16 protein-coding genes are annotated in these 15,683 nt (G+C 69.0%); 9 read left to right on the top strand and 7 right to left on the bottom strand.

Features of this window, described 5'->3' with window-relative positions; translation table 11 throughout:
- The first annotated feature begins 223 nt into the window (after nt 1-223).
- Nucleotides 224-2,731 (top strand): FHA domain-containing protein, encoded by a 2,508-nt coding sequence (locus AB0D14_RS32080; protein ID WP_362786146.1) that lies wholly within the window; start codon nt 224-226, stop codon nt 2,729-2,731.
- Between the two features lie 101 nt (nt 2,732-2,832).
- On the opposite strand, the gene AB0D14_RS32075 is transcribed toward AB0D14_RS32080, so the two are convergent.
- The 3 genes from AB0D14_RS32075 to AB0D14_RS32065 form a co-directional block, all read right to left on the bottom strand.
- Nucleotides 2,833-3,528: a transglycosylase SLT domain-containing protein gene (locus AB0D14_RS32075; RefSeq protein ID WP_362786145.1), complete on the bottom strand. Its 696-nt coding sequence runs from the start codon at nt 3,526-3,528 to the stop codon at nt 2,833-2,835.
- Between the two features lie 298 nt (nt 3,529-3,826).
- Nucleotides 3,827-4,948 (bottom strand): S-adenosylmethionine:tRNA ribosyltransferase-isomerase, encoded by a 1,122-nt coding sequence (locus AB0D14_RS32070; RefSeq protein WP_362786143.1) that lies wholly within the window; start codon nt 4,946-4,948, stop codon nt 3,827-3,829.
- A 124-nt stretch (nt 4,949-5,072) separates the two neighbouring features.
- Nucleotides 5,073-5,771, bottom strand: a complete 699-nt coding sequence (locus AB0D14_RS32065; RefSeq protein WP_362786142.1) for an SDR family NAD(P)-dependent oxidoreductase — start codon at nt 5,769-5,771, stop codon at nt 5,073-5,075.
- A gap of 185 nt (nt 5,772-5,956) precedes the next feature.
- On the opposite strand from AB0D14_RS32065, the gene AB0D14_RS32060 reads away from it, so the two are divergent.
- From AB0D14_RS32060 to AB0D14_RS32045, 4 genes are all read left to right on the top strand, one after another.
- The gene (locus AB0D14_RS32060) at nt 5,957-7,126 is read left to right on the top strand and encodes a GAF domain-containing sensor histidine kinase (protein ID WP_362786140.1); all 1,170 of its coding nucleotides are present in this window, start codon (nt 5,957-5,959) and stop codon (nt 7,124-7,126) included.
- Complete coding sequence (locus AB0D14_RS32055) at nt 7,119-7,760, top strand: response regulator transcription factor (RefSeq protein ID WP_362786138.1); 642 nt, start codon at nt 7,119-7,121, stop codon at nt 7,758-7,760. Before AB0D14_RS32060 ends, AB0D14_RS32055 begins: the two co-directional genes overlap by 8 nt.
- Nucleotides 7,761-7,943: 183 nt before the next feature.
- Entirely contained in the window at nt 7,944-8,189 is a 246-nt protein-coding gene (gene chpE / locus AB0D14_RS32050) for a chaplin ChpE (RefSeq protein WP_362786137.1), read from the top strand.
- 195 nt (nt 8,190-8,384) lie between these two features.
- A complete protein-coding gene (locus AB0D14_RS32045) occupies nt 8,385-8,624 on the top strand; it encodes a chaplin (protein WP_362786135.1) in 240 nt (79 codons plus the stop codon).
- Between the two features lie 129 nt (nt 8,625-8,753).
- Here the strand turns inward: AB0D14_RS32045 and AB0D14_RS32040 are convergent, their stop codons facing one another.
- Complete coding sequence (locus tag AB0D14_RS32040; protein ID WP_362786133.1) at nt 8,754-9,542, bottom strand: hypothetical protein; 789 nt, start codon at nt 9,540-9,542, stop codon at nt 8,754-8,756.
- Nucleotides 9,543-9,664: 122 nt separating this feature from the next.
- On the opposite strand from AB0D14_RS32040, the gene AB0D14_RS32035 reads away from it, so the two are divergent.
- The 3 genes from AB0D14_RS32035 (at nt 9,665) to AB0D14_RS32025 (ending at nt 12,071) form a co-directional block, all read left to right on the top strand.
- Nucleotides 9,665-10,456 carry an ABC transporter ATP-binding protein gene (locus tag AB0D14_RS32035; RefSeq protein WP_362786132.1) on the top strand — a complete coding sequence of 264 codons (792 nt, stop codon included), beginning with the start codon at nt 9,665-9,667 and terminating at the stop codon, nt 10,454-10,456.
- 99 nt (nt 10,457-10,555) lie between these two features.
- The gene (locus AB0D14_RS32030; RefSeq protein ID WP_362786130.1) at nt 10,556-10,987 is read left to right on the top strand and encodes an NfeD family protein; all 432 of its coding nucleotides are present in this window, start codon (nt 10,556-10,558) and stop codon (nt 10,985-10,987) included.
- A gap of 151 nt (nt 10,988-11,138) precedes the next feature.
- Nucleotides 11,139-12,071: an SPFH domain-containing protein gene (locus AB0D14_RS32025; RefSeq protein ID WP_362786128.1), complete on the top strand. Its 933-nt coding sequence runs from the start codon at nt 11,139-11,141 to the stop codon at nt 12,069-12,071.
- Nucleotides 12,072-12,345: 274 nt separating this feature from the next.
- Here the strand turns inward: AB0D14_RS32025 and AB0D14_RS32020 are convergent, their stop codons facing one another.
- From AB0D14_RS32020 to AB0D14_RS32010, 3 genes are all read right to left on the bottom strand, one after another.
- Nucleotides 12,346-12,849, bottom strand: coding sequence for an HNH endonuclease (locus tag AB0D14_RS32020; RefSeq protein ID WP_362786126.1), 504 nt, complete (start codon nt 12,847-12,849; stop codon nt 12,346-12,348).
- A gap of 144 nt (nt 12,850-12,993) precedes the next feature.
- A complete protein-coding gene (locus tag AB0D14_RS32015; protein ID WP_362786124.1) occupies nt 12,994-13,533 on the bottom strand; it encodes a YbhB/YbcL family Raf kinase inhibitor-like protein in 540 nt (179 codons plus the stop codon).
- Between the two features lie 58 nt (nt 13,534-13,591).
- A complete protein-coding gene (locus AB0D14_RS32010; protein WP_362786122.1) occupies nt 13,592-14,377 on the bottom strand; it encodes a sporulation protein in 786 nt (261 codons plus the stop codon).
- 167 nt (nt 14,378-14,544) lie between these two features.
- Between AB0D14_RS32010 and AB0D14_RS32005 the strand changes: the two genes are divergently transcribed.
- Complete coding sequence (locus tag AB0D14_RS32005; protein WP_362786120.1) at nt 14,545-15,186, top strand: DNA-3-methyladenine glycosylase; 642 nt, start codon at nt 14,545-14,547, stop codon at nt 15,184-15,186.
- Nucleotides 15,187-15,683 lie beyond the last annotated feature (497 nt).

Raw genomic sequence — 15,683 nt, 5'->3', positions numbered from 1 at the left:
GCACCGTGACGCCTCCGTCACGGTGTCCCCCTCGCGTGGGATTACCACTCTCCGGTCCGGTTTCAACCCCGTCAACGGAAACGGACAAGCCGCCCGTACGCGGTCTTCACGAGGCCCGACTTTCGGTCAGGGCCCTCCTACTGAAATAGTTCCCCACGATGTTCGACATCCCTAGACTCCCTGTGTTGGGGGTAAATCGGGGGACAACACAGTGGGGCATGGAGTGCCGGAACTAGTACTGGAATTGAACGGACGGACCTGGAAGCTCGACGCGTCCAGGCCCTACACCCTCGGACGCGATCCGCAGGGGGACGTCGTGCTCGAGGATGCCAGGGTGTCCTGGCGTCACGCCACGATCAGCTGGGGCGGCCACAGCTGGGTCATAGAGGACCACGGCAGCACCAACGGCACGTTCGTGCAGGGGCAGCGGATCCATCAGATGGAGATCGGCCCCGGCTCGGCCGTGCACCTCGGCAACGCGACCGACGGACCACGCCTGAGCCTGACGGGCGCCGCGGCCGCGGCGCCGCAGCAGGCGCAGTCCCAGCAGCAGCCGTACGCCGCTCAGGGCGCACCCGCGGCCGGCTGGGCCCAGCAGGCTCCGCCGCAGCAGCAGGCACCGGAGCAGGGCTGGCAGCAGGCGCAGCAGGGCGGGCACATCCCGCAGCAGCAGGGCCCCGGTGGTGTCGCGGGGGCGCCGCCGGTCTACGGCGACCGCAGCCCGACCACGTTCCACCAGATGTCCCTCGGCCGTGTGATGCGCATCGGCCGTGCGCTGGAGAACGAACTGGTCGTATCCGACCTGCAGGTCTCGCGCCATCACGCCGAGTTCCACGCGACGCCCGACGGACGCTACGAGATCCGCGACCTCGGCTCGCACAACGGCACGTACGTCAACGGTATGCCGATCGCCAAGAGCGGCTCCGCGCTGCTCGACCCGAACGACATCGTCGGCGTCGGCCACTCGACGTTCCGCCTGGTGGGCGACCGCCTTGAGGAGTTCGTCGACACCGGTGACATCTCCTTCTCGGCCCGCCACCTGACCGTCACGGTCGACGGCGGCAAGCAAATCCTCAAGGACGTCTCCTTCGGCGTACCGGAGAAGTCGCTCATCGCGGTCATCGGCCCGTCCGGATCCGGCAAGTCGACACTCCTGAAGGCGCTCACGGGCTACCGCCCCGCCAACCAGGGTGACGTCCTCTACGACAACCGGAACCTCTACAAGCAGTTCGCCGAGCTGCGTCAGCGCATCGGTCTGGTCCCGCAGGACGACATCCTGCACAAGGAACTGACCGTCAAGAAGGCCCTCAAGTACGCGGCCAAGCTGCGCTTTCCCGCGGACACCACGACGCAGGAGCGCGACGCCCGGATCGACGAGGTGCTGCGCGAGCTCAAGCTGGACGTCCACAAGGAGAAGAAGGTCACCTCCCTCTCCGGTGGCCAGCGCAAGCGCGTCTCGGTGGCCCTGGAGCTGCTCACCAAGCCGTCGCTGATCTTCCTGGACGAGCCGACCTCCGGCCTCGACCCGGGCATGGACCGCGACGTCATGCAGCTGCTGCGCGGCCTCGCCGACGACGGCCGCACCGTCCTCGTCGTCACGCACTCGGTGGCCGAGCTGGCCATCTGCGACAAACTTCTGGTCATGGCGCCAGGCGGGTCCGTGGCCTATTTCGGCCCGCCCGAGGAGGCACTGAACTTCTTCGGCTACGACACCTGGGCCGATGTCTTCTCCGCCTTCGAGAACTACCGCGACTACGACTGGGCGGGCCGCTGGAAGGGCTCGCAGCACTACCAGATGTACGCCGCGGACATCGACGCGGTCGCCCCGCAGTCCGTACACATGCCGCCGCCGCAGTCGATGCGGCCGCCGAAACCCCAGGGCTGGCTGTCCCAGCTGAGCACCCTGGTCCGGCGGTACGTCTCGGTCATCGTGTCCGACAAGGGCTTCCTGGCCCTGACGGTGATCCTGCCGGCGGTCCTGGGCGCGGTCAGCCTGCTCATCGAGCCGGACAAGACGCTGCTGGTGAACAAGCAGCTGCAGCCGAACGGCCTGCCCGTCCCGAACAGCACGGCCGCGACCGTGCTGCTGATCCTCGCGGTCGGAGCCTGTTTCGCGGGCGCCGCGAACTCGGTCCGTGAGCTGATCAAGGAACGGGTCATCTACGAGCGGGAGCGCGCGACCGGTCTGTCGCGCTCCGCGTACCTGATGTCCAAGGTGATCGTCCTGGGCGTGATCACCATGCTCCAGGGCGCGCTGGTCGGAGCGATCGGCTTCGTGAGCCGGACGATCCCCGACAAGGGCCTGATCCTCGGCGGAGCGGTCGCGATCGAGCTCTCCCTGCCGATCATGGCGCTGGGCTTCGCTTCGATGATGTTCGGCCTGGTCATCTCCTCGCTGGTGAAGACCGCAGAGAAGACCATGCCCCTGCTGGTCATGTTCGCGATCATCCAGGTCGTGTTCACCGGATGCCTGTTCCCGCTGAACGGCGCTCTGGGCGTCAACCAGTTCTCGTACCTGATGCCGTCGCGCTGGGCGGTCGGCGCCGCCGGCTCCACGCTCGACTTCAACAAGATCAACCCGCACAACACGGCCGACAGCGATCCGCTCTGGAACCACGATGCACTGACCTGGGCCCTGGACATGACCGCCCTGTTCGCCCTCTCCGCGGTCTGTGCCTTCCTCGTGGCCCGCTTCCTGCGCCGCCACGAGCCGGAGGTCATGCGGAAGTAGCTCCTGGATCCGAGCGGTCCTGCGGTCCGAGGGCACGCGAAGGGCGGCACCCCACTGGGGTGCCGCCCTTTCGGCGTACGCGTCAGAGGTCCGCGCAGACCTCAGTACGCGCTGTCGACGTTGTCGATCGAGCCGTACCGGTCCGCCGCGTAGTTGGCGGCGGCGGTTATGTTGGCGACCGGGTTGTACTGGCTCTTGACCGTGCCGGCGACGTGGTAGGCGTCGAAGGTCGGCTTGATGACCTGCAGCAGACCGATCGACGGGACGCCGTTGATGGCGTTGATGTCCCAGCCGTTGATCGCGTTCGGGTCGCCTGCGGACTCCCGGATGATGTTGCGGTGCAGGCCCTCGTAGGTACCCGGGATGCCGTGCTTCTTCATGATGTCCAGCGACTGGCGGATCCAGCCGTCGAGGTTGTTCGCGTACGTCTTCGCAGCGGCCGGCTTGATCGCGGCGCGCTCGGCGGAGCGGCTCGCGGCCTCCTTCGCCTTGCGGGCGTCCTCGGCCTTCTTCGTCGCGGCGGCCTTGGCGGCGGTCGCGTCGGCGGCCTTCTTCTTCGCGGCCGCGGCCTGGGCGTCGGCCAGCTGGTCGCTGAGGCCGGCGGTCTCGACCTTGAACTGCTCCGAGGAGAAGGCGGCCGGAGCGGCGGAGGCCGACTCGGAACTGGCCTTGGTGTCGGCGGGCGCGAGGGAGAAGGCGAGGGCGGCGGCGCCGAGCGTGGCGACACCGGCGAACGAGAGCTTGTGGATCCTGGTCAGCACGGGACTATGACCAGGAGTGATGGGCTGCTTGGGCATGGCTGAGGGACCTCTTCGAATAGCGCGGAGGTCGCTCTGGGTCCGGTGGGGACGAATGTGTTTCCGGAACAAACGCTGCGGGTAAAGGCATGCGGCGTCGAGCGACGTGAGCCATTGTTAGCGGCCGAAATTTTCCGTGGCAAAGGTGTGACGTACGACCTCAGGTAGTGGACCCCAAAGGGCAAAACGGGACAGACTGTCACGTCTGTCCCGCTCATCGGGAGTCCGGTTGTCTCCTATGCCCCTTCGTACGTGATGTATGCCCTATGTGCGGGCTCACACCGGCGATGGTTCGGTCTCACCGAAAGTTGCTGGAGCAATGCCCTGTGTGAGGACTCCCCTCCGGCAGGATGAGGTGCACGTCGCCGAACTCGTGCCAGAGGTAGCGCCCGCGCAGCGCCTCGTCGTACCCGCGGTCGACGGCCGCCCTCCCGGTGATCGCCTCCAGCATCAGCAGATGCGAGGCCTCCGGCTCGTGCAGCCCGGTGAGCAGCCCGTCGACGACCCGCACCCCGCGCTCCGGGGTCACCACGAGACCGGTCCAGCCCTCGGCGGCACGCACCACCCCGCCGGGGTCGGCCGCCGACTCCACGGCGCGTACGGCCGTGGTGCCCACCCCGATGACCCGTCCGTCACCGGCCCTCGCCGCGTTGATCAGCCGCGCCGAGGCCTCCGGCACCGCGAAGCGCTCCGGGTACGGAGGCTCGTGCGCCTCGGCCGAGGCGACCCCCGTGTGCAGGGTGACGGGCGCGAACTGCACCCCCCGGCTCACCAGCTCCGCCACCAGCCGCGCGGTGAAGGGCCGCGCTGCGCTCGGCATCTCCGCGCTCCCCGATCCGTCGGCGGACGGCAGCGCGAACACGGTCTGGTACGCCGACAGCGGCTGATCCCGGTCCGTATAGGAATAGCGAATGGGCCTCCCGTGCCGTCGCAGCAGCCCCAGGACGTCGGAATCCGAGACCCGCCCCCACCACAGCCGAGGGCTGCGCCCGGCGAGAGGCTCCTCCAGTACGAGCCGTACGTTCCCGGGGAGCCGCACCTCCGTCCCCGCGGGCCCGCCCCCGCGCACCCGCGTGGTGCCCTGTCCGTCGGGCTCCCGCAGCTCCACAGCCCAGCGTCCGTCGTCGCCCCGGGTGGAGAAGTGGACCACCACGCGCGCGTGCCCGACCTTCCCGTCCACCGCGGCCGCCAGCGTCACGGACGTGTTCACGACGAGCAGGTCCCCGGCCCGCAGAAGGCCCGGCAGATCCACGAACGCGTGATGCGACACCTGCACCCCGCGTGAGACGAGCAGCCGCACGGAGTCACGGTCGAGCCCCGGCCCCCGCTGTTCGGCCGGTACACGGGCCGACAGCTCCTCCGGAACCTCCCTCCCCGCCCTGCCGCGGTCGAGCGGGGGCACCCCCATCGTGGTCGTCATCGTTGCCCCGGCAGTGACGGGGCAGCGTGGCGAGTGCTGCGGTGCGGCTGGACCGGACCGCGTCCGCCGGCGGCGGTGCCGGTGACAGCGGCGGTGGCAGCGGTGGTGGCAGCGGTGGTGCAGGTCACAGGGTCACCTCCAGGAGGGCCGGCGCCGCATACCGGCCACTGTCCGGACGCCTGTCGAGCAGCCGCAGGAAGGCAGGCACGACACTCGCCGGGTCGGGCCGCGGATCGTCGTCGTCCGGAACGGCCGCCGTGTACAGGTCGGTGCCCATGTCACCCGGATCGACCGCCCAGACCCGCAGCCCGGGCTCCTCCTCCCCGAGCACCGCCGAGAGATGGTCGAGCGCCGCCTTCGAGGCCCCGTAGCCGCCCCAGGTCTCGTACGCCTCCGCCGCCGCGTCCGAGCTGACATCGATCACCGCGCCCGCCGGCGACTCCCGCAGCAGCGGCAGCGACTCCTGGACCAGCCCGAGCGCCGCGACCACATTGACCTCCAGCGCGCGCCTGAACCCGTCCAGAGACAGCGCGTCGAGCCGTACGAGCGGTTCGGCGCCCAGCGCGCTCGCGTTGTTCACGAGGAGATCGACGCCGCCGAGTTCCCGGGCCGCCGTCACCAGACCGGCACGGTGTGCCCCGTCCGTCACGTCCCCGGGCAGCGCCCGTACCCGTGCCCCGTACTTACCGAGGGCCGCGGCCGTCTCCTGAAGGGGCTGCGCCGTTCTGGCGTCGAGCACCAGATCCCAGCCCCGCTCCGCCAGAGCCTCGCCGAGCGCCCGCCCCAGCCCCTTCGAAGCCCCCGTGATGATCGCTACCGGCATGATCCGTCCCCTCGTGTCCTGACCGCCGCTCCCGGCGGTCGACCTCAACGTAGGAACCCGGACACCCTCACCGCCTCGTGCGCGGGCCGCAGTGCACAGGGGCCCTTCGCCCTAGGCCCAGCGGCCCAGGCCGGCCCGCCACAGGGCGGATACGCGCTGTCACACCCCGCCGGTACCGTGAGGCCATGAGTCAAGGACCCACCTCGGGCCTGTACGCGGTGAGCACCGCGCTGCTGGCCATGAGCAGACACCTGGAGGTGCGCGACGTCCTCAAGACGATCGTCGCCTCGGCCCGCGAACTGCTCGACGCGCAGTACGCGGCCCTGGGGGTCCCCGACGACCACGGAGGCTTCGCCCAGTTCGTCGTCGACGGAGTCAGCGACGCCCAGTGGAAGGCCATCGGCCCGCTCCCGCGTCAGCACGGCATCCTCGCCGCGATGCTGCACCAGGCCCACCCGGAGCGCCTCGCCGACGTGCGCAAGGACCCGCGCTTCGAGGGCTGGCCCGCCGCCCACCCCGACATGTCCGACTTCCTGGGCCTGCCCATCCGCGACGGCGACGAGGTCATCGGAGCCCTCTTCCTTGCCAACAAGCTGCGTCCTGTGGGGGGAGACCCCCCTGGTGCGGAGCCGGAAGGCGGTTGCGGCTTCACCGAGGAGGACGAGGACTTGCTGGGGATCCTCGCCCAGCACGCGGCGATCGCCCTCACGAACGCCCGCCTGTACGAACGCAGCCGCGAGCTGACCATCGCCGAGGAGCGCTCCCGCCTCGCCCACGAACTGCACGACGCCGTCAGCCAGAAGCTGTTCTCCCTGCGCCTCACCGCCCAGGCCGCCGCGGCCCTGGTGGACCGTGACCCGGGCCGCGCCAAGGGCGAACTCCAGCAGGTGGCGGCCCTCGCCGCCGAGGCCGCCGAGGAACTGCGCGCCGCGGTCGTCGAGTTGCGCCCCGCCGCCCTCGACGAGGACGGCCTGGTCGCCACGTTGCGCACCCAGATACAGGTCCTCGACCGGGTCCACGCCGCGCGCGTGACCTTCGCCGGCCGCGGCGTCCGCGCGCTGCCCGCCGCTCAGGAGGAGGCCATGCTGCGAGTCGCCCAGGAGGCACTGCACAACGCGCTGCGGCACTCCGGCGCGGCCCGCGTCGACGTCACCGTGGAGAGGCGCGGTCCGGGTGCCGTCCTGCGTGTCAGCGACGACGGCGGCGGCTTCGAGCCCAGGGCGACCCGCCGCGCCGGCCGGCACCTCGGCCTGGTCTCCATGCGTGACCGTACGAACGGCGTCGGAGGCACGCTCACGGTGGAATCGGCGCCGGGAAAGGGCACCACGATCGAGATGGAGGTCCCTGGTGGCTGACGCAATCAAGGTGCTGCTCGTCGACGACCATCAGGTGGTCCGCCGGGGGCTGCGCACCTTCCTCGAAGTACAGGACGACATCGAGGTCGTGGGGGAGGCGTCCGACGGCGCCGGGGGAGTCGCCCGCGCCGAGGAGTTGAAGCCCGACGTCGTCCTGATGGACGTCAAGATGCCGGGCATGGACGGCGTGGAGGCCCTGCGCAGGCTCCGCGAACTCGACAACCCCGCGCGCGTGCTCATCGTCACCAGCTTCACCGAGCAGCGCACGGTGGTCCCGGCCCTGCGGGCGGGCGCCGCGGGCTATGTCTACAAGGACGTGGACCCGGACGCCCTCGCCGGAGCCATCCGTTCGGTCCACGCGGGGCACATCCTGCTCCAGCCCGAGGTGGCCGGTGTGCTGCTGTCCCAGGAGGGGACCAACTACGGCCGGGGGAGGGGTGGTTCGCTCACCGAGCGGGAGCGCGAGGTGCTCGGCCTGATCGCCGACGGCCGTTCCAACCGCGAGATAGCCCGCGCCCTCGTCCTCTCCGAGAAGACCGTCAAGACGCATGTCTCGAACATTCTGATGAAACTCGACCTCGCCGACCGCACCCAGGCCGCCCTGTGGGCCGTACGCCACGGTATGACCGACTGATGACCTGCTGATCCGTGGAACGGCCGGCCTTCCGGGTGGCAATGCGGAACGTCTCCCTCCGGGCTGAGATTCATACCGTCGTGGGAATGTCCCCCGGATGGCGCATCCTTCCCGGATCTCCGCCGTTCTTCAGTGCGTGCTGCGGCGCTTTGCCGCAGTGGTTCACGAGGAGAGGGCTCAGAAGTGAAGAACCTGAAGAAGGCCGCAGCCATCACGATGGTGGCCGGTGGCCTCGTTGCCGCCGGTGCCGGATTCGCCTCCGCCACCGATGGTGCGCACGCGGGTGGCAAGGCCGTGGGCTCGCCGGGTGTCGCCTCGGGCAACCTCGTCCAGGCCCCGGTCGCCATCCCTGTGAACGCGGTGGGCAACACCGTGAACGTCGTCGGCATCCTGAACCCGGCGTTCGGCAACGACGGCCTCAACGGCTGACGTACGCCCCGGGTCAGCAGTGACCACCGGCCCTCCAGGATCGCCTGGGGGGCCGGTCCGGTTTTCGCCTCGTCGGATCACTGGACCGAACGGGCAGAACGCGCCGGCCCGCCGTGCCGTCGGGGACCTTCGGACGTTGCTCAGGCTACGGTCCGCGGCAGGGCCGGATACGCAACCGCAGGAGGAACGCTTCTCATGAACATCGCCAAGAAGGCCGTCATGGCCGTCGCCGTCGCCGGTATCGCAGCGGGTGCCTCGGCCGGTGCCGCTGTCGCCGACTCGGATGCCGACGCCGCTGCCGTGAAGTCCCCGGGCGTCGTCTCGGGCAACGTGGGCCAGGCCCCGATCCACGTTCCCGTCAACTTCCTCGGGAACAGCGGCAACCTGTTCGGGCTCCTGAACCCGGCCTTCGGCAACGAGGGCACCAACGACTGAGGCCCCGTCCGGCAGAGGGCCCCGCGGACACACTGCCCGCGGGGCTCTCTGCCGTGGGCGCGGCCAGGGCGGTCGTCATCAGCCCGGCCCGCCCTGGCCCGGCGTGCCCTTCAGCGCACGCCGCGTCCTTCAGCGCACGCCGCGCTCCCGCTCCTCCACGAACGCGTTGTACGCCGCCACCTGAGCCCGCCTGGCCGTGCGTTCGACCGGACGCAGAGCCTCGGCGCGTGCGGCCATCTCCGACGCGCTCACCGCCCCGCCGTGCCCGTTGCCGTACGCCACGGACACGAGGAGTCCGACCCGCCGGGACAGGGCCAGCACCCGAACCGCCCTCGGCGGATAGCCGGGAGCGAGCGCCTCGCCGTCCCGTTCGGCCCGTGCCCGGTACGCGTCGATCGCCGCCTCGGCGACCGGACCCGAACCCGCCACGTCCAGCCGGGACAGTACGTCGGTCGCGTCGCGCAGCGCCTCCGCGAGCTCCCGCTCCGCCTCACCGAGGGACGGCACATCGGCGGGTGGCGCCTCCCGCACGGTCAGACAGTGCCAGACGACCTCCACATGCACGTCGCCCTCGGGGCCGGCCTCGTACACCTCGGGCACGAGCCCCAGCGCGGCCCCGTGGCACACCACCGCCTCCTCGGCCTCCAGGGCGCGCGCGTTGAACTCCGGCGGTCCGCTGAGCCCGAGCGGATGCCCGGGCGCGGGCAGCGCGACCCGCAGACCGGACACCCCGAGCGTGCGCAGCCGCCCCAGAGCGAGTGAGAGCCCGACGGGCCCCGTCTCGCCGGGCAGTCCCTCGACCCGGTGCACGGCGTCGTCACCGACCATGGCGACGACCGCGTCATCCGGGGAAACGAAACCGGCTAAAAGGGCATTTCCCCATGCTGCCAGCCGTCCTGAGCGTGATTCCGAAAGCATGCCTCCCACCCTAAGGACCGGCCGATGGATTGGACGGGTCGACCGGTGGCGTAGGTTTTCCCTGGGGGCTGCGTCCACAGACGTCAGCGACGGCCGAGACTGCAATGGGAGACAGCGCGCTCATGAGCGAAGTACTGGAGCTTGAGGACGTATCCGTGGTCCGAGAGGGCCGGGCTCTGGTGGACCAGGTCTCCTGGTCGGTCAAGGAAGGCGAGCGCTGGGTCATCCTCGGCCCCAACGGCGCCGGAAAAACGACCCTTCTCAACCTCGCCTCCAGCTACCTCTACCCCAGCCAGGGCACCGCCACCATCCTCGGCGAGACCCTCGGCAAGGTCGACGTGTTCGAGCTGCGCCCGCGTATCGGCATGGCCGGTATCGCCATGGCCGAGAAGCTCCCCAAGCGCCAGACCGTCCTGCAGACGGTGCTGACCGCCGCGTACGGCATGACGGCCGGCTGGCACGAGGACTACGAGGACATCGACGAGCGGCGCGCCCGCGCCTTCCTCGACCGCCTCGGCATGACCGAGTTCGTCGACCGCAGGTTCGGCACGCTCTCCGAGGGCGAGCGCAAGCGCACCCTCATCGCCCGCGCGCTGATGACCGACCCCGAGCTGCTGCTCCTCGACGAGCCCGCCGCGGGCCTGGACCTCGGTGGCCGCGAGGATCTCGTACGCCGCCTCGGCCGCCTCGCCCGTGACCCGATCGCCCCCTCCATGATCATGGTCACGCACCACGTCGAGGAGATCGCCCCGGGCTTCACCCACGTCCTGATGATCCGGCAGGGCAAGGTGCTCGCGGCAGGCCCCCTGGAGCTCGAACTCACCTCGCGCAACCTGTCGTTGTGCTTCGGCCTCCCGCTCGTCGTCGCCCAGAACGGTGACCGCTGGAGCGCCCAGGGCCTGCCCCTGTCGTGACGCCCCTGTCCTGATGCCCCTGCTCTGACGACCGGGAACGCCCGCCCCAACCGGATCGGCGCCCTGTCGGGACGGGACCCGCGGACCTACCATGACCACGTGGACGACATCGACGCATGGGTGTGGTGGCTGATCGGCGCGGCCGGGCTCGGAATCCCGCTGGTCATGACCGCGATGCCGGAGTTCGGAATGCTTGCTGTCGGCGCCGTCGCGGGCGCCCTGACCGCGGGGCTCGGAGGCGGCGTCGTCCTCCAGGTCGTGCTCTTCACCGCCGTCTCGGTCGCGCTCATCGCGGTCGTACGCCCCGTCGCGGCCCGGCATCGTACGCAGCGGCCCCAACTGTCCACGGGCATCGACGCGTTGAAGGGCAGGCAGGCCGTCGTCCTGGAGCGGGTCGACGGTTCGGACGGCCGGATCAAGCTCGCCGGAGAGATCTGGTCCGCGCGCTCCCTCGACCCCGGACGCGCCTACGACGTGGGCCAAGAGGTGGACGTGGTGGAGATCGAGGGTGCCACGGCGATCATCATGTGACTTCCTGCGGTGTGCCAGTGAACGGAACGTTCCACGTGGCGAGTTGTGGTCTGACACACTCGTCCAGCAAGATCTTCGACAAGCACGAGATCTTCGACAAGCACAAGATCTTCCGGAAGCACTGAGGCGGAGAAGGGTACGGGGAGCCACGATGGAACCGATCATCATCGTCCTGATCATTCTGGTGGTGTTGGTCTTCATCGCGCTGATCAAGACCATCCAAGTCATCCCACAGGCCAGCGCCGCCATCGTCGAGCGCTTCGGCCGCTACACGCGGACGCTCAACGCGGGCCTCAACATCGTCGTCCCGTTCATCGACTCGATCCGCAACCGCATCGACCTCCGTGAACAGGTCGTGCCGTTCCCGCCCCAGCCGGTGATCACCCAGGACAACCTGGTCGTGAACATCGACACCGTCATCTACTACCAGGTGACCGACGCGCGCGCCGCGACCTACGAGGTCGCCAGCTATATCCAGGCGATCGAGCAGCTCACCGTCACCACGCTCCGCAACATCATCGGCGGCATGGACCTGGAGCGGACCCTGACCTCCCGCGAGGAGATCAACGCGGCGCTGCGCGGTGTCCTCGACGAGGCCACCGGAAAATGGGGCATCCGCGTCAACCGCGTCGAACTCAAGGCGATCGAGCCGCCCACCTCCATCCAGGACTCGATGGAGAAGCAGATGCGCGCGGACCGTGACAAGCGCGCCGCGATCCTCACCGCCGAAGGTATCCGCCAGTCCCAGATCCTCACCGCCGAGGGCGAGAAGCAGTCCGCCATCCTCCGGGCCGAGGGTGAGGCCAGGGCAGCCGCACTGCGCGCCGAGGGCGAGGCCCAGGCGATCCGTACGGTCTTCGAGTCCATCCACGCCGGTGACGCGGACCCGAAGCTCCTCGCCTACCAGTACCTCCAGATGCTCCCGAAGATCGCCGAAGGCGACGCCAACAAGCTCTGGATCGTGCCCAGCGAGATCGGCGACGCCCTCAAGGGCCTGAGCGGCGCGATGGGCAACTTCGGCCCCATGGGCGGCAACCAGGGCGGCGGCGGCACAGAACGCCTGGAAAAGCCTCCGGTGGACTGACCACCACCAGCACACAGAAGGGGCTCCCCTCACCAGAGGGGAGCCCCTTCCGCTGCCCAGGGGCGCGGAACACGGCGCGGTCTTTTGCCTCTCAGGGGCGCGGGGAACAACGCAGCCTGTTAGGGGCGCGGGGAACGGCGCGTCTTTAGGGGCGCGGGGAACGGCGCGTCTTTAGGGGCGCGGGGAACTGCGCGACCAGCCACAGCGCACCCGCACCCGACAACGCACCCTCGTCCCCGCCCACGGCAAGCGCCGAGCGCCGCGCGCCGCGCGGCTAGGCCGACTGCGCAAGCCACTCCGGCAAAGCCTCAAGATCGTCCCGCCCCAGCGCGAGCAACATCGCATCGGCCGGCGTCGGCTCGAACGGCTTCCGCAACAACGGCATCCCCGCCTGATCGGGCGTACGCGCAGCCTTGCGGTGGTTGTCCTCCGCGCACGAGGCAACCGTGTTCAGCCAGGAGTCCTGACCACCCTGCGCCCGCGGCACCACGTGGTCCACCGTGGTCGCGCGCCGACCGCAGTACGCGCACCGGTGCCGGTCACGCACCAGCACACCCCGCCTCGACCACGGCGCTTGTCTTCGGAACGGCACCCGCACATAACGGCAGAGCCTGATCACCCGGGGCGCGGGTATGTCCAGCGCGGCTCCGCGCATGCGCAGTTCGGGGTGGGCCTGCTCGACGACCGCCTTGTCCTGCAGCACCAGAACGACGGCTCGGTTCAACGTCACCGTCGACAGCGGCTCGAAGCTCGCATTCAGCACCAGCGTGTCACGCATCCAGCCCACCTCCCATGCGCACCGGCCCACCACCTGGCGGGCGTGGATCAACTCTGGCCGGGCACGCCGAGATGGACAACGCAATAAAAATGCCCGCCTCTGATCAATTCCAAGACCAGAGGCGGGCAAACACTCAGTGAAAGGTCAGCTCTCCGCGGGAGCCGCGTACTCGGCGACGAGCTGCGCCCTCGCCAGCGTGTGGAACCGGAGGTTGAAGCCCACGACGGCCGGTGAGGTGTCCGAGTCCGGACCGAGTTTCTCCTGGTCCACCGCGTACACCGTGAACACGTACCGGTGCGCCGGATCCCCGGCGGGAGGCGCGGCGCCCCCGAACTCCTTCGACCCGTAGTCGTTGCGCACCTGCACCGCACTCCCGGGCAGACCCTCGAACTTCCCCGTGCCCGCACCTGTCGGCAATTCCGTCACCGAGACCGGAATGTCGAACACGGTCCAGTGCCAGAAGCCGCTCCCCGTGGGGGCGTCCGGGTCGAAGCACGTCACGGCGAAACTCCTGGTCTCCGCCGGGAAGCCCTCCCAGCGCAACTGCGGCGAGGTGTTCCCTGCCGCGTAGACCTGAGCGTCCTTCAGCGTCGCCCCCGCCTCGACGTCCTCACTCGTGACGGTGAAGGACGGCACGACGGGATGGAAGTCGTGGGGAAGCGGCGGCCTCTTGGACTCCGTCACCTCGGCACCTCCTGATCGGTTCCTGCTCGTTGAAAACTCTCGTCCCGAGCCTAGAAGCCTAGAACCAGTTACGGCGACTGCCGACCTCCGACAGCCACTGGTTGAGGTACGCGGCCCAGTCGGTCCCCTGGAAGTCGTTGAGCCCCACCTTGAAGGAGCGGAAAGAGTCGCTTCCCTCACTGAACAGACCCGGCTTCTTGTCCATCTCCAGGACGACGTCCATCTCGCGGTCGTCCGCGACGAAGGTCAGCTCGACCTGGTTGAGACCGCGGTACTGCTGCGGCGGGAAGAACTCGATCTCCTGGTAGAACGGCAGCTTCTGCCGGGTACCACGGATGTGCCCCTTCTCCAGGTCCGCGCTCTTGAAGCGGAAGCCCAGCTGGATGAAGGCGTCCAGCAGCGCCTGCTGCGCCGGCAGCGGGTGCACGCTGATCGGGTCCAGGTCACCGGAGTCCACCGCGCGGGCGATCGCCAGCTCCGTGGTCACACCGATGTTCATGCCACGCAGCGACTGACCGGCGATGTTCGTGATCGGTGTCTCCCACGGGATCTCCAGCCCGAACGGCACCGCGTGCACCCCGTTGGCCTGCAGCTCGAAGGCACCGCCGAGCTGGAGCTTCGTGAACTCGATGTTCTGCTTGTGCTCCTGGTCGTCGGGGCCCTCGACCTCAACCCTGGCCTGCAGCCCGACCGACAGTCCCTCGATCGCCTGGTTCACGGATCCGCCCTGGATCCGCACTTCGCCCTGGACGACGCCGCCGGGAACGACGTTGACCTCGGTCAGCTCCGTCTCGACCGAAGCCCCACCGGCCCCCAGGCTCGCAAGCAGTCGCTTGAACGCCATGTCTTTTCCTCCTCGGGCAACGCCCCGTTGTTGTTCTGTCCGGATCGGATCCTTGATCCATACATACGCGATCCAGCCGAGTCCGGTTCCGCGCCCTCACCCTGGCAAGACGGGCGCTCCCTGACCACCCCGCACGCAGTCACACGTGTGCACTACGCTTGTAGGCCATGATCGCGGCCCCTGACCGTACGCCCCTCACCCGGGACTTCTTCGACCGACCCGTACTCGAGGTCGCGCCCGACCTCCTGGGCCGCGTGCTCGTGCGCACCACTGCGGACGGTCCGATCGAGCTCCGCATCACCGAGGTCGAGGCCTACGACGGCCCGAACGATCCCGGCTCACACGCCTACCGAGGCCGCACGGCCCGCAACGACGTGATGTTCGGCCCGCCCGGATACGTGTACGTCTACTTCACCTACGGCATGTGGCACTGCATGAACCTGGTCTGTGGTCCGGAGGGCAGAGCGAGCGCGGTCCTGCTCCGCGGGGGAGAGATCACCGAAGGTGCCGAAGTGGCTCGCAAACGTCGACTTTCGGCCCGGCACGACAGAGAACTGGCCAAAGGCCCGGCCCGCCTGGCCACGGCACTGGGGGTGGACCGATCCCTCGACGGCACGGACGCATGCGCCCCCGGGAACTCACCACTGAGCCTCCTGCACGGCACTCCGGTCTCCTCCGACCAGGTACTCAACGGCCCGCGGACGGGAGTTGCCGGCGACGGGGGAGTCCATCCCTGGCGTTTCTGGATCACCAACGATCCGACCGTGAGCCCCTATCGGGCCCACACCCCCCGCCGTCGCCGAACTTGACTCGCCCCTGGGCGATCCGTAACGTAGTTCCAGCCGCTTGACCCGGGTACTGCGTTCAGTCAGCAGCCGGAAGCGGCCAACCCACTACCTACGACCTCCTCTCAGCGAGGGTCTATTCAGCATGCCTGCATGCTTGAATTTCGAGCTCGCGCAACTCGATTATGAGTTGCTGGGAGGATCGGCTAGCGTAGTGAATGTCGAAAGGCCGTGAGGCTAAAAGGCAAACCCAACCGGCTGGGAATCAGGACCGGAAACGGTCTGGTAAAGTCGGAACCGCCGGAAAGGGAAACGCGAAAGCGGGAACCTGGAAAGCGCCGAAGAAATCGGAGCCGGAAACGGTCTGGTAGAGTCGGAAACGCAAGACCGAAGGGAAGCGCCCGGAGGAAAGCCCGAGAGGGTGAGTACAAAGGAAGCGTCCGTTCCTTGAGAACTCAACAGCGTGCCAAAAATCAACGCCAGATATGTTGATACCCCGTCCATCACATTGTGGTGGGTGG

The sequence above is a fragment of the Streptomyces sp. NPDC048484 genome, from assembly GCF_040651415.1.
Taxonomy (GTDB): domain Bacteria; phylum Actinomycetota; class Actinomycetes; order Streptomycetales; family Streptomycetaceae; genus Streptomyces.
Note: the sequence above shows the minus strand (reverse complement) of the source record. Positions and strands in the feature narration are given on the sequence as shown.

Excerpts from the sequence above, each read along its gene's own strand:
- AB0D14_RS32065 (WP_362786142.1), bottom strand. The coding sequence starts at position 5,771 with ATGCCGGTAGCGATCATCACGGGGGCTTCGAAGGGGCTGGGGCGGGCG.
- AB0D14_RS32020 (WP_362786126.1), bottom strand. The coding sequence starts at position 12,849 with ATGCGTGACACGCTGGTGCTGAATGCGAGCTTCGAGCCGCTGTCGACG.
- AB0D14_RS32040 (WP_362786133.1), bottom strand. The coding sequence starts at position 9,542 with ATGCTTTCGGAATCACGCTCAGGACGGCTGGCAGCATGGGGAAATGCC.
- AB0D14_RS32075 (WP_362786145.1), bottom strand. The coding sequence starts at position 3,528 with ATGCCCAAGCAGCCCATCACTCCTGGTCATAGTCCCGTGCTGACCAGG.
- AB0D14_RS32035 (WP_362786132.1), top strand. The coding sequence starts at position 9,665 with ATGAGCGAAGTACTGGAGCTTGAGGACGTATCCGTGGTCCGAGAGGGC.
- AB0D14_RS32010 (WP_362786122.1), bottom strand. The coding sequence starts at position 14,377 with ATGGCGTTCAAGCGACTGCTTGCGAGCCTGGGGGCCGGTGGGGCTTCG.
- AB0D14_RS32005 (WP_362786120.1), top strand. The coding sequence starts at position 14,545 with ATGATCGCGGCCCCTGACCGTACGCCCCTCACCCGGGACTTCTTCGAC.
- AB0D14_RS32045 (WP_362786135.1), top strand. The coding sequence starts at position 8,385 with ATGAACATCGCCAAGAAGGCCGTCATGGCCGTCGCCGTCGCCGGTATC.
- AB0D14_RS32025 (WP_362786128.1), top strand. The coding sequence starts at position 11,139 with ATGGAACCGATCATCATCGTCCTGATCATTCTGGTGGTGTTGGTCTTC.
- AB0D14_RS32070 (WP_362786143.1), bottom strand. The coding sequence starts at position 4,948 with ATGACGACCACGATGGGGGTGCCCCCGCTCGACCGCGGCAGGGCGGGG.
- AB0D14_RS32060 (WP_362786140.1), top strand. The coding sequence starts at position 5,957 with ATGAGTCAAGGACCCACCTCGGGCCTGTACGCGGTGAGCACCGCGCTG.